Origin of the sequence: Thiohalobacter sp., assembly GCF_027000115.1 — a bacterium.
Classification (GTDB): Bacteria; Pseudomonadota; Gammaproteobacteria; order Thiohalobacterales; family Thiohalobacteraceae; genus JALTON01.
Genome location: NZ_JALTON010000048.1, coordinates 22,482 through 40,549 on the forward strand (window position 1 = coordinate 22,482; position 18,068 = coordinate 40,549).

Annotated in this window: 19 protein-coding genes; 16 read left to right on the forward strand and 3 right to left on the reverse strand. The window is 67.1% G+C overall.

Annotation, left to right across the window (positions count from 1 at the left end):
- Positions 1–8: 8 nt before the first annotated feature.
- The 16 genes from sdhA (at position 9) to MVF76_RS08775 (ending at position 13,101) form a co-directional block, all read left to right on the forward strand.
- On the forward strand, positions 9–1,772 hold the full coding sequence (sdhA, locus tag MVF76_RS08700; protein WP_297528418.1) for a succinate dehydrogenase flavoprotein subunit: 1,764 nt from the start codon (positions 9–11) through the stop codon (positions 1,770–1,772).
- A 150-nt stretch (positions 1,773–1,922) separates the two neighbouring features.
- Complete coding sequence (locus MVF76_RS08705) at positions 1,923–2,624, forward strand: succinate dehydrogenase iron-sulfur subunit (protein WP_297528419.1); 702 nt, start codon at positions 1,923–1,925, stop codon at positions 2,622–2,624.
- Positions 2,625–2,629: 5 nt separating this feature from the next.
- Complete coding sequence (locus MVF76_RS08710; protein ID WP_297528420.1) at positions 2,630–2,887, forward strand: FAD assembly factor SdhE; 258 nt, start codon at positions 2,630–2,632, stop codon at positions 2,885–2,887.
- On the forward strand, positions 2,850–3,266 hold the full coding sequence (locus MVF76_RS08715; RefSeq protein WP_297528421.1) for a protein YgfX: 417 nt from the start codon (positions 2,850–2,852) through the stop codon (positions 3,264–3,266). The genes MVF76_RS08710 and MVF76_RS08715 overlap by 38 nt, the downstream gene beginning before the upstream one ends.
- Positions 3,267–3,451: 185 nt before the next feature.
- Positions 3,452–3,937: a CYTH domain-containing protein gene (locus MVF76_RS08720; protein ID WP_297528422.1), complete on the forward strand. Its 486-nt coding sequence runs from the start codon at positions 3,452–3,454 to the stop codon at positions 3,935–3,937.
- On the forward strand, positions 3,934–5,424 hold the full coding sequence (locus tag MVF76_RS08725; RefSeq protein WP_297528423.1) for an ABC transporter substrate-binding protein: 1,491 nt from the start codon (positions 3,934–3,936) through the stop codon (positions 5,422–5,424). Before MVF76_RS08720 ends, MVF76_RS08725 begins: the two co-directional genes overlap by 4 nt.
- Positions 5,393–5,932 (forward strand): L,D-transpeptidase, encoded by a 540-nt coding sequence (locus MVF76_RS08730; protein WP_297528424.1) that lies wholly within the window; start codon positions 5,393–5,395, stop codon positions 5,930–5,932. The genes MVF76_RS08725 and MVF76_RS08730 overlap by 32 nt, the downstream gene beginning before the upstream one ends.
- 98 nt (positions 5,933–6,030) lie before the next feature.
- Positions 6,031–6,960, forward strand: a complete 930-nt coding sequence (nikB, locus tag MVF76_RS08735) for a nickel ABC transporter permease (RefSeq protein ID WP_297528425.1) — start codon at positions 6,031–6,033, stop codon at positions 6,958–6,960.
- Positions 6,957–7,775: an ABC transporter permease gene (locus MVF76_RS08740; protein ID WP_297528426.1), complete on the forward strand. Its 819-nt coding sequence runs from the start codon at positions 6,957–6,959 to the stop codon at positions 7,773–7,775. The genes nikB and MVF76_RS08740 overlap by 4 nt, the downstream gene beginning before the upstream one ends.
- Entirely contained in the window at positions 7,772–8,821 is a 1,050-nt protein-coding gene (gene nagZ / locus MVF76_RS08745; RefSeq protein ID WP_317622955.1) for a beta-N-acetylhexosaminidase, read from the forward strand. Before MVF76_RS08740 ends, nagZ begins: the two co-directional genes overlap by 4 nt.
- A 15-nt stretch (positions 8,822–8,836) precedes the next feature.
- Positions 8,837–9,949, forward strand: a complete 1,113-nt coding sequence (locus MVF76_RS08750; protein ID WP_297528427.1) for a mechanosensitive ion channel family protein — start codon at positions 8,837–8,839, stop codon at positions 9,947–9,949.
- A 6-nt stretch (positions 9,950–9,955) separates the two neighbouring features.
- Positions 9,956–10,903, forward strand: coding sequence for a patatin-like phospholipase family protein (locus MVF76_RS08755; protein ID WP_297528428.1), 948 nt, complete (start codon positions 9,956–9,958; stop codon positions 10,901–10,903).
- Positions 10,904–10,907: 4 nt separating this feature from the next.
- Entirely contained in the window at positions 10,908–11,276 is a 369-nt protein-coding gene (locus tag MVF76_RS08760; RefSeq protein WP_297528429.1) for a peroxiredoxin, read from the forward strand.
- Between the two features lie 22 nt (positions 11,277–11,298).
- Positions 11,299–11,859, forward strand: a complete 561-nt coding sequence (locus MVF76_RS08765) for a hypoxanthine-guanine phosphoribosyltransferase (protein ID WP_297528430.1) — start codon at positions 11,299–11,301, stop codon at positions 11,857–11,859.
- Between the two features lie 9 nt (positions 11,860–11,868).
- A complete protein-coding gene (locus MVF76_RS08770) occupies positions 11,869–12,609 on the forward strand; it encodes an S-methyl-5'-thioinosine phosphorylase (protein ID WP_297528431.1) in 741 nt (246 codons plus the stop codon).
- A gap of 15 nt (positions 12,610–12,624) precedes the next feature.
- Positions 12,625–13,101 carry a peroxiredoxin gene (locus tag MVF76_RS08775; RefSeq protein ID WP_297528432.1) on the forward strand — a complete coding sequence of 159 codons (477 nt, stop codon included), beginning with the start codon at positions 12,625–12,627 and terminating at the stop codon, positions 13,099–13,101.
- Positions 13,102–13,127: 26 nt separating this feature from the next.
- On the opposite strand, the gene MVF76_RS08780 is transcribed toward MVF76_RS08775, so the two are convergent.
- The 3 genes from MVF76_RS08780 to dsrE2 all read right to left on the reverse strand — a co-directional run bounded on the left by MVF76_RS08780 (position 13,128) and on the right by dsrE2 (position 17,975).
- Positions 13,128–13,709, reverse strand: a complete 582-nt coding sequence (locus tag MVF76_RS08780; protein ID WP_297528433.1) for a CsiV family protein — start codon at positions 13,707–13,709, stop codon at positions 13,128–13,130.
- A 23-nt stretch (positions 13,710–13,732) separates the two neighbouring features.
- A complete protein-coding gene (gene mfd / locus MVF76_RS08785) occupies positions 13,733–17,209 on the reverse strand; it encodes a transcription-repair coupling factor (protein WP_297528434.1) in 3,477 nt (1,158 codons plus the stop codon).
- Positions 17,210–17,483: 274 nt separating this feature from the next.
- Positions 17,484–17,975, reverse strand: a complete 492-nt coding sequence (gene dsrE2 / locus MVF76_RS08790; protein ID WP_297528437.1) for a sulfur carrier protein DsrE2 — start codon at positions 17,973–17,975, stop codon at positions 17,484–17,486.
- Between the last annotated feature and the right edge of the window lie 93 nt (positions 17,976–18,068).

Genomic DNA, 18,068 nt, shown 5'->3' on the forward strand with positions numbered 1-18,068 from the left:
CCGACGTCATGGACATTCCGAGACGAAAGTTCGATACCCTCATCATCGGCGCCGGCGGCGGCGGCTTGCGTGCCGCGCTCCAGCTTTCGCGCGCCGAGGCTCACGTGGCCGTGGTGTCCAAGGTGTTCCCGACCCGCTCCCACACGGTTGCCGCGCAGGGCGGCGTGAACGCGGCGCTGGCCAATGTACTGCCCGACAACTGGCACTGGCACATGTTCGACACCGTCAAGGGCAGCGATTATCTCGGCGACCAGGATGCCATCGAATACATGTGCCGTGCCGCCCCGCGCGTGGTCTACGAGCTGGAGCACATGGGGGTGCCCTTCTCGCGGCTGGACAACGGGCGCATCTACCAGCGGGCCTTCGGTGGCCAGAGCCGGGATTTCGGCGGCGAGCAGGCGGCGCGCACCTGTGCCGCCGCCGACCGCACGGGACATGCCATTCTGCATTCCCTGTATCAGCAGAACATCCGCGCCCGTACCCACTTCTTCGACGAATACTTCGCCGTCGACCTCATCCGCGATGACGAGGGTGTGGTGCTGGGCGCCGTGGCGCTGGAGATCGCCACCGGCGAACCCATCGTCATCGAGGCCAAGACCACCCTGCTGGCCACCGGCGGGGCAGGGCAGTTGTTCCGAACCAACACCAATGCCCTGATCAACACCGGCGACGGCATGGCCATGGCGCTGCGCGCCGGCATTCCGCTGCAGGACATGGAGTTTTTCCAGTTCCATCCCACCGGCATCGCCGGCAAGGGCATGCTCATCACCGAGGGCGCGCGCGGGGAGGGTGGTTATCTCATCAACAGCGAGGGCGAACGCTTCATGGAACGCTACGCCCCCAAGGCCAAGGACCTCGCCAGCCGCGACGTGGTCAGCCGCGCCATCGCCATAGAGGTGCGCGAGGGCCGCGGCTGCGGGCCCAACAGGGACCACGTGCTGCTCAAGCTCGACCATCTGGGCGTGGACATCGTCGCCAGGCGCCTGCCGGGTATCCGCGACACCGTGCGCACCTTCCTGCACATCGACCCGGCGGAAACGCCCATCCCGGTCTATCCCACCGCCCACTACACCATGGGCGGCATCCCCACCGACCGCTTCGGGCAGGTGGTGGTGCCCGAACACAACGGGCCGGAGGAGCCGGTGGTCGGCCTGTACGCGGCCGGCGAGTGCGCCTGTGTCTCGGTGCACGGCGCCAACCGGCTGGGTGGCAACTCGCTGCTGGACATACTGGTATTTGGCCGCGCGGCGGCCAACCACATCATCGAGTTCCTGCGCGAGAACCGCTATCACCGGCCGCTGGACGAAACCAGCATCGAACGGGCGCTGGCCCGGTTGGTACGCTGGGATCAGCCCGGGCGGGGCGAAACGGTCGATGGCCTGCGCCAGGAGCTGCAAAAGGTGATGGAAGAGGACTGCGGCGTGTTTCGCAACGAGGAGACCCTGCGTCAGGGTACGCAACGGGTGGCCGCCATCGCCGAGCGCCTGCAGGACGCCGGCATCCGCGATCACAGCAAGGTGTTCAACACCGCCCGGATCGAGGCACTGGAGCTGGAGAATCTGGTCGAGGTCGCGCTGGCCACGGTGCACTCTGCCCTGGAACGCAAGGAGAGCCGGGGCGCCCATTCACGGGTGGACTTCCCGGACCGGGACGACATCCACTGGATGCGTCACACCCTGTTCTATCGCGACGGCCGCCGGCTGGACTACAAGCCGGTGCGCATCAAGCCCATTACCGTGGAGCCGTTCCCGCCGAAGGAGAGGGTGTATTGAAATGAGGGATACAAGATACAGGATGCAAGATACAAGTAACGAGGTGCGTGGCTTCTTCCGGCCTGGGCATGACATGCCCGGCAGCAGGATGCGCTTGCCACGGTGTTCAGGACTTGTATCTTGTATCTTGCCACTTGTATCTGACCATCCATGAAATTTTCGATCTACAGATACAATCCCGACGTCGACGCCGAGCCGCGGATGCAGGACTATGAGCTGCCGGCGTCGGCCATTGAACCGGGCATGATGCTGCTCGATGCGCTGCTGGCGCTGAAGGCCATGGACGAGTCACTGAGCTTCCGTCGTTCCTGCCAGGAAGGTGTCTGCGGCTCGGATGCCATGAACATCAACGGCCGCAACGGTCTGGCCTGCGTGACGGCGCTCAATACGCTCGCCGAGCCCGTGACCCTGCGGCCGCTGCCGGGCATGCCGGTGATCCGCGACCTGATCGTGGACATGGAACCCTTCTATCGCCAGTACCGGGAGGCCCGCCCCTACCTGATCAACAACGATCCGGAGCCCGAGGTGGAACGCCTGCAGAGCCCCGAGGACCGCGAAAGGCTCGACGGGCTGTACGAGTGCATTCTCTGCGCCTGCTGCTCCACCTCCTGTCCTTCGTTCTGGTGGAACCCGGATCGCTTCCTCGGCCCAGCGGCCCTGCTGCAGGCCTGGCGTTTCCTTGCCGACAGTCGCGACCAGGCCACGGACGAACGACTGGATGATCTCGAGGGGCCGTTCAAGCTGTTCCGCTGTCACACCATCATGAACTGCGTGGAGGTCTGCCCCAAGGGTCTGAATCCGACCCGGGCGATCGGGCACATCAAGGAGCTGATGCTCAAGCGTTCCCTGTGACCGGCATGGCATCCACCACAGCGAACCGCCATGGTCGCCTGTACTGGCAGTGTCGGCGCGGCATGCGCGAACTCGACCTGCTGCTGGGCGCCTACCTGGAAAGGCGTTATGATCAGGCACCGGCTGCCGAACGGCAGGCCTTCGAGCGCCTGCTGTCCTATCCCGACCAGGTCCTGTTCGAGGTCCTGCTCGGTCGCCAGACACTCAGCGAGAAGGAACTTGCCGATGTCATCGAACGAATCCGCGCCCCCGCTGATCCTTGAAGTCCGCCGTTCGCGGTGGTTGATCGCCCTGTATGCGCTGTCCTGGCTGGCCGTGCTGCTGGCACTGGTGCTCGGCCGGCCCCCGGTCTGGCTTCTGGTAGTCGCGTTGGCAGTGCTGGTCGATGCCGTGCTGCGCCAGTGGCACAGCTTGGATCCCACCCCGTTGCGCATCGACGGGCGAGGGCGCCTGCACCTGGAGGGACTGTCGGGCCGGGTGCAGACGGGTCGCGGTCTGTCCCATCCCTGGCTGCTGGTCCTGGTCTGGCGCCCCGACGGCAGGCGCCGCAACCGTCGCCGGGTGCTGACGCCCGACAGCCTGGCCGGGGACGGTTTCCGCCGGCTGCGGCGCCATCTCGACGACCTGTCCGCACACACCTGATTTGCAGCCAGGCTCAAGGCACGGCGCCTGAACGCGGAGATCATTGCCATCGCCATCTGCCATGTCGCCCGCATGCAGCGCACGCGGAACCCGGTCACGGCGTCGATCGCTACCATTCGCCTCCCGGCTGCTCTACCATGCCCCGAACGCCACCGGCAGCGGGCGGGGCGTGCGGACGATCACGCATGGCAATCGAAATCGAGCGCAAGTTTCTGGTACGCGACGATGGCTGGCGAACAGGTGCGGACGCCGGCACCCGCTATCGCCAGGGGTATCTCACCGGCATGCCGGGCGAGTCGGGGCTGCGCAGCTCGGTGCGGGTGCGGATCGCGGGTGATCGTGCGGAACTCAACATCAAGAGCGCCGAGCTGGGCATCCGCAGGCTGGAATACCAGTACGAGATCCCGGTCGCCGATGCCGAGGAAATGCTGGACCGGCTGTGCATCGGCCATACCGTGGAGAAGGTGCGTCATCATGTCCGCATCGGGCGGCACCTGTGGGAAATCGACGTCTTCGGCGGCGACAATGCCGGGTTGGTGGTCGCCGAGATCGAACTGGCGCGCGAGGACGAGCCCTTCGAGCGGCCGGACTGGCTGGGCGAGGAGGTCTCCGACGACCCGCGCTACTACAATGTGTACCTGGCCGCACATCCCTACCGGACCTGGCAATGAAGACAGGCCTGGACAGATTCGGCCTGGCGGGGGTGCTGCTCTGTGTTGCTCTGCTGCTCTGGGGATGCACACAGCCACCCGATCCCGCTGTGATCCGGTTTGGCCTGGCCAGCGCGCCGACCACGCTCGATCCCCGTCATGCCACCGATGCCGCCTCGGCGCGTGTCAATCGCCTGCTGTACGCGCGGCTGGTCGATTTCGACGAGCGCATGCGGCCCGTACCCGCCCTCGCGCACTGGGTCCGGGAAACGCCCACCCGCTACCGCTTCGTGCTCCGTGCCGACCGGCGTCCCTTCAGCGACGGTCGGCGCCTGACCGCCGCGGACGTCGCCGCGACCTACCGCTACGTGCTGGATCCGGCGAACGGATCGCCCCACCGCGGCAGCCTGGCACTGATCGAGCGCATCGAGGTGCTGGACGAGGACAGCCTGCGCTTTCATCTCAACCGCGCCGATCCGCTCTTTCCCGGCTACCTGGTGATCGGCATCGTGCCGGCGGATGCAACCGGCGACCTGGCCCGCCGGCCACAGGGTTCCGGACCCTTCGAGCTGGTCGCCTGGCCCGACGCCGGGCGCCTGCGGCTGCGCCGGCGGGACGACGGTCAGCAGGTGGAACTGATCGAGGTGAAGAACGCCACCGTGCGCGCCCTCAAGCTGCGCCGCGGCGAGATCGACCTGCTGCAGAACGATCTCGACAGTGAACTGATCGCCTGGCTGGAGCGGCAGCCGGGGATCCGGGTGGAACGCAGCCGCGGCAGCAATTTCGCCTATCTGGGATTCAACCTCGAAGATCCCGTCACCGGCCAGCTGAAGGTACGCCAGGCCATCGCCCGGGCCATCGACCGGGAGGCCATCATCCGTTACCTGCTGGCGGGCGCGGCGCGCCCGGCCGGTGGCCTGCTGCCGCCGGATCACTGGGCCGGCAACCCGGAACTGACCGGCATCGAGCACGATCCGGCCGCGGCCCGGGCGCTGCTCGCCGAACTGGGTCATGGTCCGGAACAGCCGTTGCCGCTGGTCTACAAGACCTCCAGCGATCCCTTTCGCATCCGCATTGCCACCGTGCTGCAGGAACAGCTAAGCCGGGTCGGCTTTTCGGTCGCCCTGCGCAGCTACGACTGGGGCACCTTCTACGGCGACATCAAGGCCGGGCGCTTCCAGATGTACAGCCTGGCCTGGGTGGGGATCAAGACCCCGGACATCTTCCGCTACGTGTTCCACAGCACATCGATACCGCCCGCGGGCGCCAATCGCGGCCGCTACCGCGACCCGGTCACGGATGCCCTGATCGAGGCCGCGGAACGGGCAGGGGATCTGGACAGCCAGGCGGTGCTGTACCGGAAACTGCAGGCGCGGCTGCTGCAGACCCTGCCTTACGTGCCGCTGTGGTACGAGGACAACGTGCTCGCTGCGCGCGAGGACATCGCCGGCTACCGGCTGGCACTCGACGGAAATCATGACGGACTCATCGACATCCACCGGCGCTGAACGGCGCATCCTGGTCAGCATTCCCGAGCAGCGGCTGGCGCTGGTGGCCGGCGGGACCCTGATCGCCGAGTACCCGGTCTCCACCGCGCGCAACGGGCCCGGCGAAAGCATCGGGAGCGAGTGCACGCCGACCGGCTGGCACCGCATCCGCGCCCGCATCGGCGCCGGCTGCCCGCCCGGGACCGTGTTCGTGGGTCGCCGACCCACCGGCGAGATCTACAGCCCGGCGCTCGCGGCACGCGAGCCGGACCGGGACTGGATACTGACCCGCATCCTGTGGCTGTGCGGCATGGAACCCGGACGCAACCGGCTGGGGGATGTCGACAGCCAGCGCCGCTACATCTACATCCACGGCTGTCCGGACGAACTGCCGATGGGTATCCCCTTGTCCCACGGCTGCGTGCGCATGCGCAACACCGATGTCATGGCGCTGTTCGACGCAGTCGGTGTCGGCACCCGGGTGCTGATCGAGAACCGGCCGCTGCAGGCACTGCTCGCGGTCTCCTAGCCCGCATATTGCCGGGCAAAGTCGATCCGCAGGATTTCCGGAGGTTTTGGCGTATCATGGGGTGCCCAGGTACCCGCACCTTGCCTCACAGGGACTCGATGCCAGCACTGCTCCTCCGCCGCCTGCTTGCGACCGCCTTCGTGGTACTGGGCGTCGCGCTGCTGGTGTTCCTGCTCATTCACCTGATACCCGGCGACCCGGTCGACGTGATGCTGGGCGAGTCGGCCTCGGCGGCCGACCGCGAGGCCCTGCGCCAGAACCTCGGCCTCGACCGCCCGCTGGGCGCGCAGTTGCTGGCCTGGTTCGAGGGCCTGGCCCGGCTCGATCTCGGACTGTCGCTGCACGAGCGGCAGCCGGTCACGCGCCTGATCGCCGAGCGCCTGCCCGCCACCCTGGAGCTGGCTGCCGCGGGCCTGGGCGTGACCCTGCTGCTGGCGCTGCCACTGGGCCTGCTGGCCGCGGCACGGCGCAACACGCCCTGGGACCGCGGCGCCATGGTCTTCTCCCTGCTCGGCGTGTCCATTCCCAACTTCTGGCTGGGGCCGCTGCTGATCCTGGTGTTCTCGCTCTGGCTCGGCTGGTTTCCGGTGAGCGGGCGGGAAGCGCCCGCCTCGGTGGTGCTGCCGGCGCTGACTCTTGGCCTGTCGCTGGCCGCCATCCTCTCGCGCATGGTGCGCAGCAGCCTGCTCGAGGTGCTGGGCGAGGACTACATCCGCACCGCGCGCGCCAAGGGCCTGGACGCGCGACGTGTCCTGCTGGGCCACGCGCTGCCCAACGCGCTGCTGCCGGTAATCACGGTCATCGGCCTGCAGCTCGGTGCCCTGCTGGCCGGTGCCGTGATCACCGAAACCATCTTCTCCTGGCCCGGCATCGGCCTGCTCACCATCGAGGCCATCCAGACCCGCGATTACCCGCTGGTGCAGGGCTGCGTGCTCTTCATCGCCCTCGCCTATGTTTTGATCAACATGTTCACCGACCTGCTCTACGGGTTCATCGATCCCCGCATCCGGCTGGGAGCGGCCCGATGAGACGCCTCGATCCCGCGCTGCTGATCCTCGCCCTGTGGGCCGCGGCCGCGGTGGCCGGTCCCTGGCTGCCGCTGAACCCGGACCAGATCCGGCTGGAGCGCATCCTGGCCACGCCCTGGGAGGCGGGCGGGCTGGGCTACGACGATCTCGGCCGGCCGCTGTTCGACCGCATGCTGGCGGGCGCCCGGACCTCGTTCTGGGTCGCGCTCTGGGTGGTGGCCGTGTCGGCCATTGCCGGCACCCTGATCGGCGGTCTGGGCGGCTATCTGGGCGGCTGGCTCGACCGCACGCTGGTGCACCTGATCGACCTGTTCCTGGCCTTTCCGGGCATCCTGCTGGCGATCGCGATGGCGGCCATTCTTGGCCCCGGCATCGGCAACGTGGTGATTGCGCTCAGCCTGGTCGGCTGGGTGGGCTACGCACGCCTGACCCGTGCCCAGGTGCTGGCGCTGAAACACCGGGAACACGTGCAGGCCGCCGAGGCGCTGGGCGCGCGGCACCGGCGCATCCTGCTGCGACACCTCATACCGCTGGCCGCGGCGCCGCTGATCGTGGAGGCGACCTTCGGCGTGGCCTCGGTGGTGATCGCCGAGGCCAGCCTGTCCTTTCTCGGGCTGGGCGTGCAACCGCCCGCCGCCTCCTGGGGCAGCATGATCCGCGACGGTACCCGCTACCTGCTGGTGGCGCCGCACATGGTCCTCGTGCCGGGGCTGGCCATGGTGCTGGTGGTGCTGGCAGTCAATTTGCTGGGCGACCGCCTGCGCGATCGTCTCGACGTGCGCAGTGACATCCGAAGCGGGAGGGCGACGGCATGACACTGGGGCCGGTGATGGTGGACCTGCAGGGCAAGGCGCTCACCGAGAGCGAACGCCGCCGGCTGCTACGGCCGGAGGTCGGTGGCGTGCTGCTGTTTACCCGCAACTACGAATCTCCGGAACAGATCCGCGCACTGGTGAGCGAGATCCACGCCCTGCGTGATCCGCACCTGCTGGTGGCCGTCGATCACGAGGGCGGGCGGGTGCAGCGCTTCCGCGACGGCTTCACCCGTCTGCCGCCGGTGGCGGAACTGGGCCTGGTACACGACCGCGATCCCCGCGAGGCAGAGACGCTGGCCGAACTGAGTGGCTGGCTGATGGCGATCGAGCTGCGCGCCGTGGGCGTGGATCTGTCCTTTGCGCCGGTACTGGACATCGGGCGGGACCTCTGCCCGGTGATCGGCGACCGGGCCTTCCATCGCAACCCCGAGGTCATCGCCCGCCTGGCCGGCGCCTACCAGCGCGGCATGAAGCGGGCCGGCATGGCCGCGGTCGGCAAGCACTTCCCCGGTCACGGCGGCGTGTACGAGGACTCGCATGTGGCCTTGCCGCACGACACCCGCAGCCTCGCCGACCTGCAACTGGAAGACCTGGTGCCCTTCGAGCGCCTGATTCACCAGGGGCTGCCCGGCATGATGATCGCGCATGTACGCTACAGCGCCATCGACGATCGTCTCGCGGGTTTTTCACCCTTCTGGCTGCGCGACTGCCTGCGCGGCGAGCTGGGCTTCCAGGGCGCCATCTTCTCCGACGACCTGAGCATGGTTGCCGCCGAGGCCGCCGGTGAGGTGCCCGACCGTGCCCATGCCGCGCTGAAGGCGGGCTGTGATATGGTACTGGTCTGCAATGCACCGGACGATGCCGATGCCGCCGTCGACCGGCTGCGTGGCCACGCCGATCCCGCCGCGCAACTGCGCCTGACACGGCTGCACGGGCGGCAACCGGCGCCCGACTGGGAAGCGCTGCACCGTGACCCGGCCTGGATCGAGGCGCGCGATCGGGTGCGCGGCTATGACCAGGAACCCCTGCTCGACATGGACATGTAGGAAGGCCTGATCACCATGGACCCCAACGCACTGCTCGAACCGCTGCGGAGCTGGCTGGGTGACAACACCTGGATCGCCCAGATCTTCGTGGTCATCTTCGCGGCCCTGCTGGTCAGCTACATCGCGCGCCGCCTGCTCAAGCGTCTGCACGCTCGCCTGCAGGTCACCCGTACCCCCTGGGACGATGCACTGATCGATGCCATGCGCCGGCCGCTGACCGTGCTGATCTGGGTGGTGGGCATCGCCTTCGCCGGCGAGATCGTTCTCCGGGAAACCGGCACGACCCTGTTCGAGGCCGTGGACCCGGTCCGGGATGTTGCCATCATCGGCATCCTGGCCTGGTTCCTGATCCGCCTGACCACCAACGTTCAGAACAACCTGATCGAGCGTCACCAGCGCGAGGACATCCACTACGACCGTACCACCATCGAGGCCATCGGTCGGCTGTTGCGGGCCTCCATCGTCATCACTGCGGTTCTGGTTGCGCTGCAGACACTGGGTTTCAGCATTTCCGGCGTGCTCGCCTTCGGCGGTATCGGCGGTATCGCCGTCGGCTTTGCGGCCAAGGATCTGCTGGCCAATTTCTTTGGCGGCCTGATGGTCTACCTCGACCGGCCCTTCGCGGTGGGCGACTGGATCCGTTCCCCCGACCGCGACATCGAGGGCACGGTGGAGCAGATCGGCTGGCGCCTGACGCGCATCCGCACCTTCGACAAGCGCCCCATCTATGTACCCAACTCGGTCTTCACCAGCATCGCAGTGGAGAACCCGCAGCGCATGACGCATCGACGCATCTACGAGACCATCGGCATCCGCTACGAGGACATCGACAAGATGGACGCCATCACCCGCGAGGTACGGGAGATGCTGGTCGCGCACCCGGCCATCGACGAATCGCAGACGCTGATGGTCCACTTCAATGCCTTCAACGCCTCGTCCATCGACTTCTTCGTCTACACCTTCACCCATACCACGGTGTGGACGGAGTTCCACCGCATCAAGCAGGAAATCCTGCTGAAGATCGCGGACATCATCGCGGCACACGGCGCCGAGATCGCCTACCCGACCCGCACCCTGCATATGGCCGACGGGTTGCCCTCACCTGAACCGGCACCGGCCACGGGCTGAGCTGGCATGGGACGCAAGCCCCGCATCGGGCTGGCACTGGGCGGCGGCGCGGCACGCGGCTGGGCCCACATCGGCGTACTGCGCTATCTCGAATCGGTCGGTATCCGCCCCGAGGTGGTCTGCGGCACTTCCATCGGCGCCATCGTCGGCGGTGCCGAGGTCAGTGGCCGGCTGGGCCAACTTGAAGACTGGGTGCGCACGCTGGAATGGCGTGACATCGTCGCTTTCCTGGATGTCAGCTTCAATGGCGGGCTTATCGAGGGTGGCAAGCTGATCGAATTTTTCGCGCAGTATTTCCAGGACTGCCCCATAGAGTCACTCGACCGTCCTTATGGCGCTGTCGCCACCGACCTGTTCAGCGGTCAGGAGGTCTGGCTGAACGAGGGTTCCCTGTACAGTGCCATCCGTGCGTCCATCGCACTTCCCGGCCTGTTCACGCCGGTTCGCCAGGACGAGCGCTGGCTGGTCGATGGCGGACTGGCCAATCCGGTGCCCGTGTCCCTGTGCCGCGCCCTGGGTGCCGACCGCATCATCGCCGTCGATCTCAATGCCGACCTGCTCACCCGAACCCGCCATCGCCTGCGGCCTCCGACACGTTCTTCCGGCAGGGAAACGGCGGAGGAGAAGGCGCTGGGCGAGCTGCTGCGCAAACGGGACTGGCGCGGTCTGTTCTCTGCCGTGATCGCCGAGCCGGCAGGACAGTGGCGGAATCAGCTTTTCGGCAACGGCAACGGCGCGCCCTCGCTGATCGATGTGGTCGCCCAGAGCGTGTACATCATGCAGGTGCGCCTGACCCGGGCGCGCATGGCGGGTGATCCGCCAGACGTCCTGCTCACGCCACGGCTGGCCCACATCCGCCTGATGGAGTTCCACCGCGCCAGCGAGGCGATCGACGAAGGCTGGCGGGCCGCCGAGCGTGCGGCCGAATCGCTGACCGACTTGCTGGAGTACTGACACCGTGGCAGAGAAGCTCATCATCGTGCTGGCCAACAGCGATCCCGCCTATCCGCTGGAAGTGATTCCGCCGCTGGTGCAGGCCAATGTCGCCTCGGCCATGTCCTATGAGGTGGAGGTGATACTGAGCGGCCGCTGTGCGTGTCTGGCCACTGCCGATGTCGCCGCCCGGCTGAGTCTGGACAGCGACCCGCCGCGCACGGCACTGGACCTGATCCGGGAGGCCGTGGACAATGGCGCCCGGTTCAAGCTGTGCGCCCCGCTGGGCAAGGCGCCCGAGGGCGAGCTGATCGCCGAGATTGGCGAAACCATCGGTGCGGTCTATGTCATCAGCGAGGCCATGAACGAGGATACCGTCGTTTTTACCTACTGACCCAAGCCAGGAACACTATCGCATGCCCATAGACGCCCGAACCGCGGCAAGGGTGCTCGCCGAATCCGATCAGCTCGTCTCCCCGGAACAGGTACAGGCGACGCTGGAGACCATGGCGGCTGGCATCAGCGACCGTCTGAGCGACAGCGATCCTCTGGTGCTGTCGGTGATGACCGGCGGCCTGATCTTCACTGGCCAGTTGCTGCCCTTGCTGGACTTCCCGTTGCAGCTCGACTACATCCATGCCAGCCGCTATCGGGGCGAAACCCGGGGGGGTGACACACTACACTGGATTGCACGCCCCACGCTGCCGGTCGAGGGCCGCAATGTGCTGGTGCTGGACGACATCCTGGATGAGGGCCTGACCCTGGCTGCCATCGTCGACTGGCTGAGGCAGGCCGGGGCGCGTTCGGTGACCACGGCCGTGCTGGTGCGCAAGCTGCATGACCGTTGCATTGAGGAGATCGAGGCGGATTTCGTCGGGCTGGAACTGGAGGATCGCTACCTGTTCGGCTGCGGCATGGACTATCACAACTATCATCGCAACCTGCCCGGCATTCATGCCGTCGGCGAATCAACCTAGAGACTCCACATGGCAGAACTCGCAATCATTGGCGGCACCGGACTGACCCAGCTCAAGAATCTGGAGATCGAGCGCCGCGAAGTCCTGCAAACGCCCTACGGAGAACCGTCCAGTCCACTGACCCATGGCCGCATCTGCGGTGTGCAGGCGGTGTTCCTGCCCCGGCATGGCACCGCCCACACCATTCCGCCCCACCTGGTCAACTACCGCGCCAATCTCTGGGCCCTGCAGTACATTGGCGTGAAGAAGGTGATCGCGGTCGCCGCAGTGGGCGGGATCCGTTCCGACATGGCGCCCGGCGTGCTGGCCTTTCCGGACCAGATCATCGACTACACCTACGGCCGGGAACACACCTTCTTCGGTGAAGGCAGGTCCGGCGTTACCCACATCGATTTCACCGAGCCCTACTGCGAGGCACTCCGGTCCGTGCTGATCGAGGGTGCTGCCAGAGCCGGCATCGAGGCGGTGGACAACGGCACCTATGGCGCCACCCAGGGGCCGCGGCTGGAAACCGCGGCCGAGGTCAACCGGCTGGAACGCGACGGCTGCAGCATGGTCGGCATGACCGGCATGCCGGAAAGCGCGCTGGCGCGCGAACTGGACCTGTGCTATGCCACCTGCGCCGTGGTGGCCAACCGGGCGGCCGGACGTGGTGACGAGGCCCTCAGCATGGAGGCCATCGAGCGCAATCTCAGGGAAGGCATGGCGCGGGTGCGCAAGCTGCTGGAAACCGTGATCCCCATGCTCTGAACGGGAGGAACGACCATGTTGAAACCCGGTGATCGCGCCCCCGGCTTCGGACTGCCCGAAAGCGACGGCGAACGGGTCCATCTGTCCGAATTCCGCGACGAGAAGAACGTCGTGCTCTACTTCTATCCGAAGGACGACACCCCCGGCTGCACGGTGGAGGCACAGGACTTTACCCGTCTGCTGCCCGAGTTCGAGGCCCTGCACACGGTGGTGCTGGGCGTGAGCCGTGACGACACCGCCAGCCACTGTGCCTTCCGTGACAAGTTCGGCCTGCGGGTGCCCCTGCTGGCGGACGTCGACGGCCAGGTCTGCGAACAGTACGGTGTCTGGCAGGAGAAGGCGCGCAACGGCGAGAAACACATGGGCATCGTGCGCTCGACCTTTCTTATCGACCGCAACGGCATCATCCGCGAGGCGCTCTATGGGGTCAGCGCGGAAGGCCATGCCGCAGACATGCTGGAGCGAGTGAGGAGACTGGAGGAGGACGGCTGAGATCCGGCAAGCGCGCCGGCCTGATATCAGTCGCTTTCCACTGGCGTGACCCGCACCAGGATCCCCAGCCGGGGATGATCCAGATAGTGCAGCTCGCCGCTGCGCATGCGCCGCGACTGCCGTAGCGCGACCCGCAGGGGTTCGAAGCCTTCGCCCGGCCCCAGTTCCGGGTCGGCATAGCGCAGGTCGGCCTGCAGGTGCAGGTAACGGCCGCGATACAGGCGCAGGGTGCCTTCCAGCACCGAATGTCCCTCCATGTCCGTTGCGCCCGCGGCCACGCGGATCGACACTGCGTCGTTGCGGTCCCAGCCCGGCTGCCGCCACACCTGGTACCAGAGCGCCTGGTAGAGATCGGAACGGTCGATGGCCGCGTAGAGGTTGCCGAGTTCCCAGTCCTTCGCCGGCACTGGCCGCAGCGTGCCCAGCTCGCCGACGGGCACGGCGCTGTCGAGGGCGTCAGGCGGGGGTGCCGGACGCCAGAGTTCCTCGCCATCGTCGGGCAGCCGCGAGGCGAACACCATCAGCTCGACCTGGTACCAGGTCTCCTCGGGCGCCGCCCGGAGGGGCAGGGCGAGGCACAGCAGAAGCAGCGGAATGTATCGGTACATGTCGAGAGCTTGCCGCATCGTGTTCATCCCCGCAATGCCGCCAGCAACGCGCGCACGGCCTCGACCCGCGCCAGCGGGTCCGGCAGCTCGTCCAGAATGCGCAGCCGGTCGCCGTCCAGCCGGTAGCGCGCCGGTTCGGACTGGATCAGCGCCACCAGCCGGGCGGGATCGACCGCCGTCTCGGCGCGGAACTGGACCCGGCCGCCGCGCGTGCCGAAGTCGATCTTGGCGATGCCCAGCGGCAATGCCATGAGCTTGAGCTCGGTCAGCGTGAACAGGTTCTTCACCGGCTCTGGCAGCAGTCCGAAACGGTCGATCATCTCCACCTGCAGATCGCGCAGGGCCTCGGCATCCGGGGCGCTGGCAATGCGCTTGTAGAGAATCAGCCGGCCATGCACATCCGGCAGATAGTCCTCGGGAATCAACGCCGGCAGCCCCAGCTCGATCTCCGCACCGTGATCCAGCGGCCGGTCGAGCTGCGGCTGCTCCCCGGCCTTCAGCGAGCGCACGGCGCGTTCCAGCAGCTCGGCATACAGGGTGAAGCCGACCTCCTGGATCTGGCCGCTCTGCTCGTCACCGAGCAGCTCGCCGGCACCACGGATCTCCAGGTCATGGGTGGCCAGCGAGAAGCCGGCACCCAGATCCTCCAGCGACTCGATGGCCTCCAGGCGCTTGATGGCATCGGGGGTCATGGCCTGTCGGGGCGGGGTGATCAGATAGGCGTAGGCACGATGGTGCGAGCGCCCCACCCGGCCGCGCAACTGGTGGAGCTGCGCCAGACCCAGCTTGTCGGCGCGGTTGATGATGATGGTGTTGGCGGTGGGGACGTCGATACCGCTTTCGATGATGGTGGTGCACACCAGCAGGTTGGAGCGGCGATGATAGAAGTCCAGCATCACCTGTTCCAGCTCGCGCTCGCGCATCTGGCCGTGGCCGATGCTGACCGTGGCCTCCGGCACCAGCTCGGCCAGCTCACGCGCCATGCGCTCGATGCTTTCCACCTCGTTGTGCAGGAAATACACCTGGCCACCGCGGCGAATCTCGCGCAGGCAGGCCTCGCGCACGGTGGGCGCGTCCCATTCGCCGACGAAGGTCTTGATCGCAGTGCGCTCCGCCGGTGGCGTGGCGATGATGGACAGGTCGCGCAGCCCGGACAACGCCATGTTCAGGGTGCGCGGAATCGGCGTGGCCGTGAGGGTGAGCAGGTCCACCTCGGCACGCAGGGCCTTGAGCCGCTCCTTCTGGCGCACGCCGAAGCGGTGCTCCTCGTCGATCACCACCAGCCCCAGATTGGCGAAACGCACCTCGGGCTGCAGGATCTTGTGGGTCCCGATCAGAATATCGACCTTGCCCGCTGCCAGATCGGCCAGTACCGCCTGCTGCTGCCTGCCGGAACGGAAGCGGGACAACACCTCGATGCGGATGGGCCAGTCGGCCATGCGATCGCGGAAGTTCTCGTAGTGCTGCTGGGCAAGCAGGGTCGTGGGCACCAGCACCGCCACCTGGCGGCCGGCGGTCGCGGCCACGAAGGCCGCGCGCATGGCCACCTCGGTCTTGCCGAAACCGACATCGCCGCATACCACGCGGTCCATGGGTTGGGGTGCGGCCATGTCCGCCAGCACGGCCTCGATGGCCGACTGCTGGTCCGGGGTCTCCTCGAAGGGGAAGGCCGAGGCGAACTGGCGGTACTCCTCGGTATGTACCTCGAAGGCGTGGCCCTTGCGCGCGGCGCGCCGGGCATGGATGTCGAGCAGCTCCGCGGCCACGTCCCGCACCCGCTCGGCGGCCTTGCGCCGGGCCTTCTGCCACTGGTCGCTGCCCAGCCGGTGCAGCGGTGCCGCCTCGGGACTGGCCCCGGTATAGCGGCTGACCAGGTGCAGCGAGGACACCGGCACGTACAGCTTGTCGCCGCCGGCATATTCCAGGGTCAGGAATTCCTGCACCTGGCCACCGACCTCCAGCCGGTTGAGGCCCAGAAAGCGCCCGACCCCATGGTCCTCGTGCACCACCGGCGCGCCGATGGCGAGATCGTTGAGGTCTGCGACCACCCGTTCGGCGTCACGCCCCTTGCGCCGCCGCCGCGCCTGCTCCACCCGCCGGCCGAGCAACTGGGTCTCGGTCACCAGGGCGATGCCGGCGGCATCCAGCAGCAGGCCTTCCTCCAGCGGCGCCACCGTCAGTGCAGGGTGCGCATCCCCGCGCGCGAAGTCCTGCCAGCCCTCCACCAGCTGTGGCCGCAGTCCCTGGTCACGCAGCAGGTCCTGCAGGTACTCGCGCCGCCCCGCAGACTCGGCGGTAATCAGCACGCGGCCGGGGAAGCGGTCCAGAAAGCTCCGCAGGCGGTCGGCGGGCTCTGCGGCACGCGGCTTGATGGAAACATCGGGCAGGGCAGCGGTGGCAAAATTGATCTGTTCGGCAGCGGGGTTCGGGAACTCGAACCGTTGCAGGAGGATGCGCGGCCGGGCCGAGAGCGACGCGGTGACCTCCTGCGGCGCCAGATACAGCTCGTCCGGCGCCAGGATGGGGCGCTCGCTGTCATGCTGCCGCTGTTCGTGGCGGGCCTCGAGATCGCTGTGGAAGGCCTCCAGCGTCTCCAGGCTGCCGGGCAGGGCGATGAACAGCGTGTTGTCCGGCAGATAGTCGAACAGGCTGGCCATCTTGTCATGGAACAGCGGCAGATAGTACTCGATGCCCGCTGGCGCCAGCCCCTGGCTGACGTCGCGGTACAGGCCGCTGCGCCGGGGGTCGCCCTCGAAGCGGCGGCGCCAGGCCTGGCGGAAGTGCCGGATAGCCTGTTCCGTGAACGGGAACTCGCGTGCCGGCAACAGGCGCACGTTGTCGACCTTCTCGATCGAACGCTGGGTCTCGGGATCGAAAGTGCGCAGGGTCTCGATCTCGTCGTCGAACAGATCGATGCGGTAGGGCAGGGCACTGCCCATGGGGTAGACGTCCACCAGCGAGCCGCGCACCGCAAACTCGCCGTGTTCCATCACCTGGGCCACGCACTGGTAGCCGGCCTGCTCGAACCGGTTGCGCAGACTGTCGAGGTCGATCCGCTCGCCGGTAGAGAGCATCAGCCCGGTGGCCTGGACGTAGGCCGGCGGCGCCAGCCGCTGCAGCAGGGTCGGGGCCGCCATGACCACGAAGCCCCGCGCCAGCGAGGGCAGCCGATACAGGGTTTCGATCCGCTCCGAAATGATGTCCTGGTGTGGCGAAAAAGCGTCGTAGGGCAGGGTCTCCCAGTCGGGGAACCCCAGCAGCGGCAGCTCCGCCCCGGCGAACCAGGGTAACTGGGCACGCAGTCGATCCGCCTGGGCCGGATCCTCGGCCAGCACCACCACCGGGCCGGCATGGACCCGGGCTGCCTGCGCGATTGCCAGCGGCAGGGCGTCACCATACAACCGGCCCCAGGCGAGCTGGCAGGTGGCCCGGGGCAGCGGCGGACGGCGCGGATCGGCCGGTTCAAACGAGGCGGAAACGGAGGGGGCGGACTCGGTCATCGGGTTCGGTTCGGGGCAAAGGCCGTATTTTCCCACAGCGCGACCGCCCACGCACCCGCGTCCATGGTCCTGTTCGGAGTGGACTTCAGGGTTGAACGGGCTGGCCACGGAATCCACTGCATCCACGGAAAGGAAGACTGTGAAAGCGCATGTCACAGCAGGATCGGCGGCCGCCGCAGCCTGTCCCCTCACGCCTGACTCGCGACTTCCCCCGCATCCCTCAAACAGAAAGGCCCCGCCGAAGCGGGGCCTTTCTGGGTGGGAAGCACCCGCCTCAGATGAACAGGCACACGTCCGACTTCCTCGCCACCGGCAGAAAGTAGGTCGCGCCCACATAGTCCACGCCATCGATGAACTCGTCATGACTGAAGCCGAACACGTCCACCGTCATCTGGCAGGCATACATCTTCACCTCCGCCTCGATGCACAGGTCCCGCAGCTCCTCCACCGTCGCCACGCCCTTGTTCTTGAACGTCTTCTTCATCAGCGACGTGGCCACCTTCTCGAACCCCGGTATGCCCGCCATGATCAGGTTCGGCATCGGCCAGGAAATGTTCTGGAACCACTTGGGACCAAACGGCATCTTCATCGGCATCGCCGGGTTGCCCAGCGGGCTCACCTCGCAGGGAATCTCCTTCTTCAGCAGCAGCAACCCATAGAAGGTGAAGAAAACGCTCGTCTCCCACCCCAGCGCGGCCGCCGTCGAGGCCAGAATGAAGGGCGGATACGCCCAGTCCAGCGTGCCCTTGGTCGCAATGATCGACATCGCCGGAATCTGCGACTCCTCGATCGCCTCCAGCTTCGAAGGCAGCAGTTCGTCCAGCTTCTGGTTCAGCCACTGGTCCATCTGTTCGTTCGG

Coding starts and splice junctions, on each gene's coding strand:
- sdhA (WP_297528418.1), top strand. CDS start 9: ATGGACATTCCGAGACGAAAGTTCGATACCCTCATCATCGGCGCCGGC.
- MVF76_RS08705 (WP_297528419.1), top strand. CDS start 1,923: ATGAAATTTTCGATCTACAGATACAATCCCGACGTCGACGCCGAGCCG.
- MVF76_RS08710 (WP_297528420.1), top strand. CDS start 2,630: ATGGCATCCACCACAGCGAACCGCCATGGTCGCCTGTACTGGCAGTGT.
- MVF76_RS08715 (WP_297528421.1), top strand. CDS start 2,850: ATGTCATCGAACGAATCCGCGCCCCCGCTGATCCTTGAAGTCCGCCGT.
- MVF76_RS08720 (WP_297528422.1), top strand. CDS start 3,452: ATGGCAATCGAAATCGAGCGCAAGTTTCTGGTACGCGACGATGGCTGG.
- MVF76_RS08725 (WP_297528423.1), top strand. CDS start 3,934: ATGAAGACAGGCCTGGACAGATTCGGCCTGGCGGGGGTGCTGCTCTGT.
- MVF76_RS08730 (WP_297528424.1), top strand. CDS start 5,393: ATGACGGACTCATCGACATCCACCGGCGCTGAACGGCGCATCCTGGTC.
- nikB (WP_297528425.1), top strand. CDS start 6,031: ATGCCAGCACTGCTCCTCCGCCGCCTGCTTGCGACCGCCTTCGTGGTA.
- MVF76_RS08740 (WP_297528426.1), top strand. CDS start 6,957: ATGAGACGCCTCGATCCCGCGCTGCTGATCCTCGCCCTGTGGGCCGCG.
- nagZ (WP_317622955.1), top strand. CDS start 7,772: ATGACACTGGGGCCGGTGATGGTGGACCTGCAGGGCAAGGCGCTCACC.
- MVF76_RS08750 (WP_297528427.1), top strand. CDS start 8,837: ATGGACCCCAACGCACTGCTCGAACCGCTGCGGAGCTGGCTGGGTGAC.
- MVF76_RS08755 (WP_297528428.1), top strand. CDS start 9,956: ATGGGACGCAAGCCCCGCATCGGGCTGGCACTGGGCGGCGGCGCGGCA.
- MVF76_RS08765 (WP_297528430.1), top strand. CDS start 11,299: ATGCCCATAGACGCCCGAACCGCGGCAAGGGTGCTCGCCGAATCCGAT.
- MVF76_RS08770 (WP_297528431.1), top strand. CDS start 11,869: ATGGCAGAACTCGCAATCATTGGCGGCACCGGACTGACCCAGCTCAAG.
- MVF76_RS08775 (WP_297528432.1), top strand. CDS start 12,625: ATGTTGAAACCCGGTGATCGCGCCCCCGGCTTCGGACTGCCCGAAAGC.
- MVF76_RS08780 (WP_297528433.1), bottom strand. CDS start 13,709: ATGTACCGATACATTCCGCTGCTTCTGCTGTGCCTCGCCCTGCCCCTC.
- mfd (WP_297528434.1), bottom strand. CDS start 17,209: ATGACCGAGTCCGCCCCCTCCGTTTCCGCCTCGTTTGAACCGGCCGAT.
- dsrE2 (WP_297528437.1), bottom strand. CDS start 17,975: ATGTCGATCATTGCGACCAAGGGCACGCTGGACTGGGCGTATCCGCCC.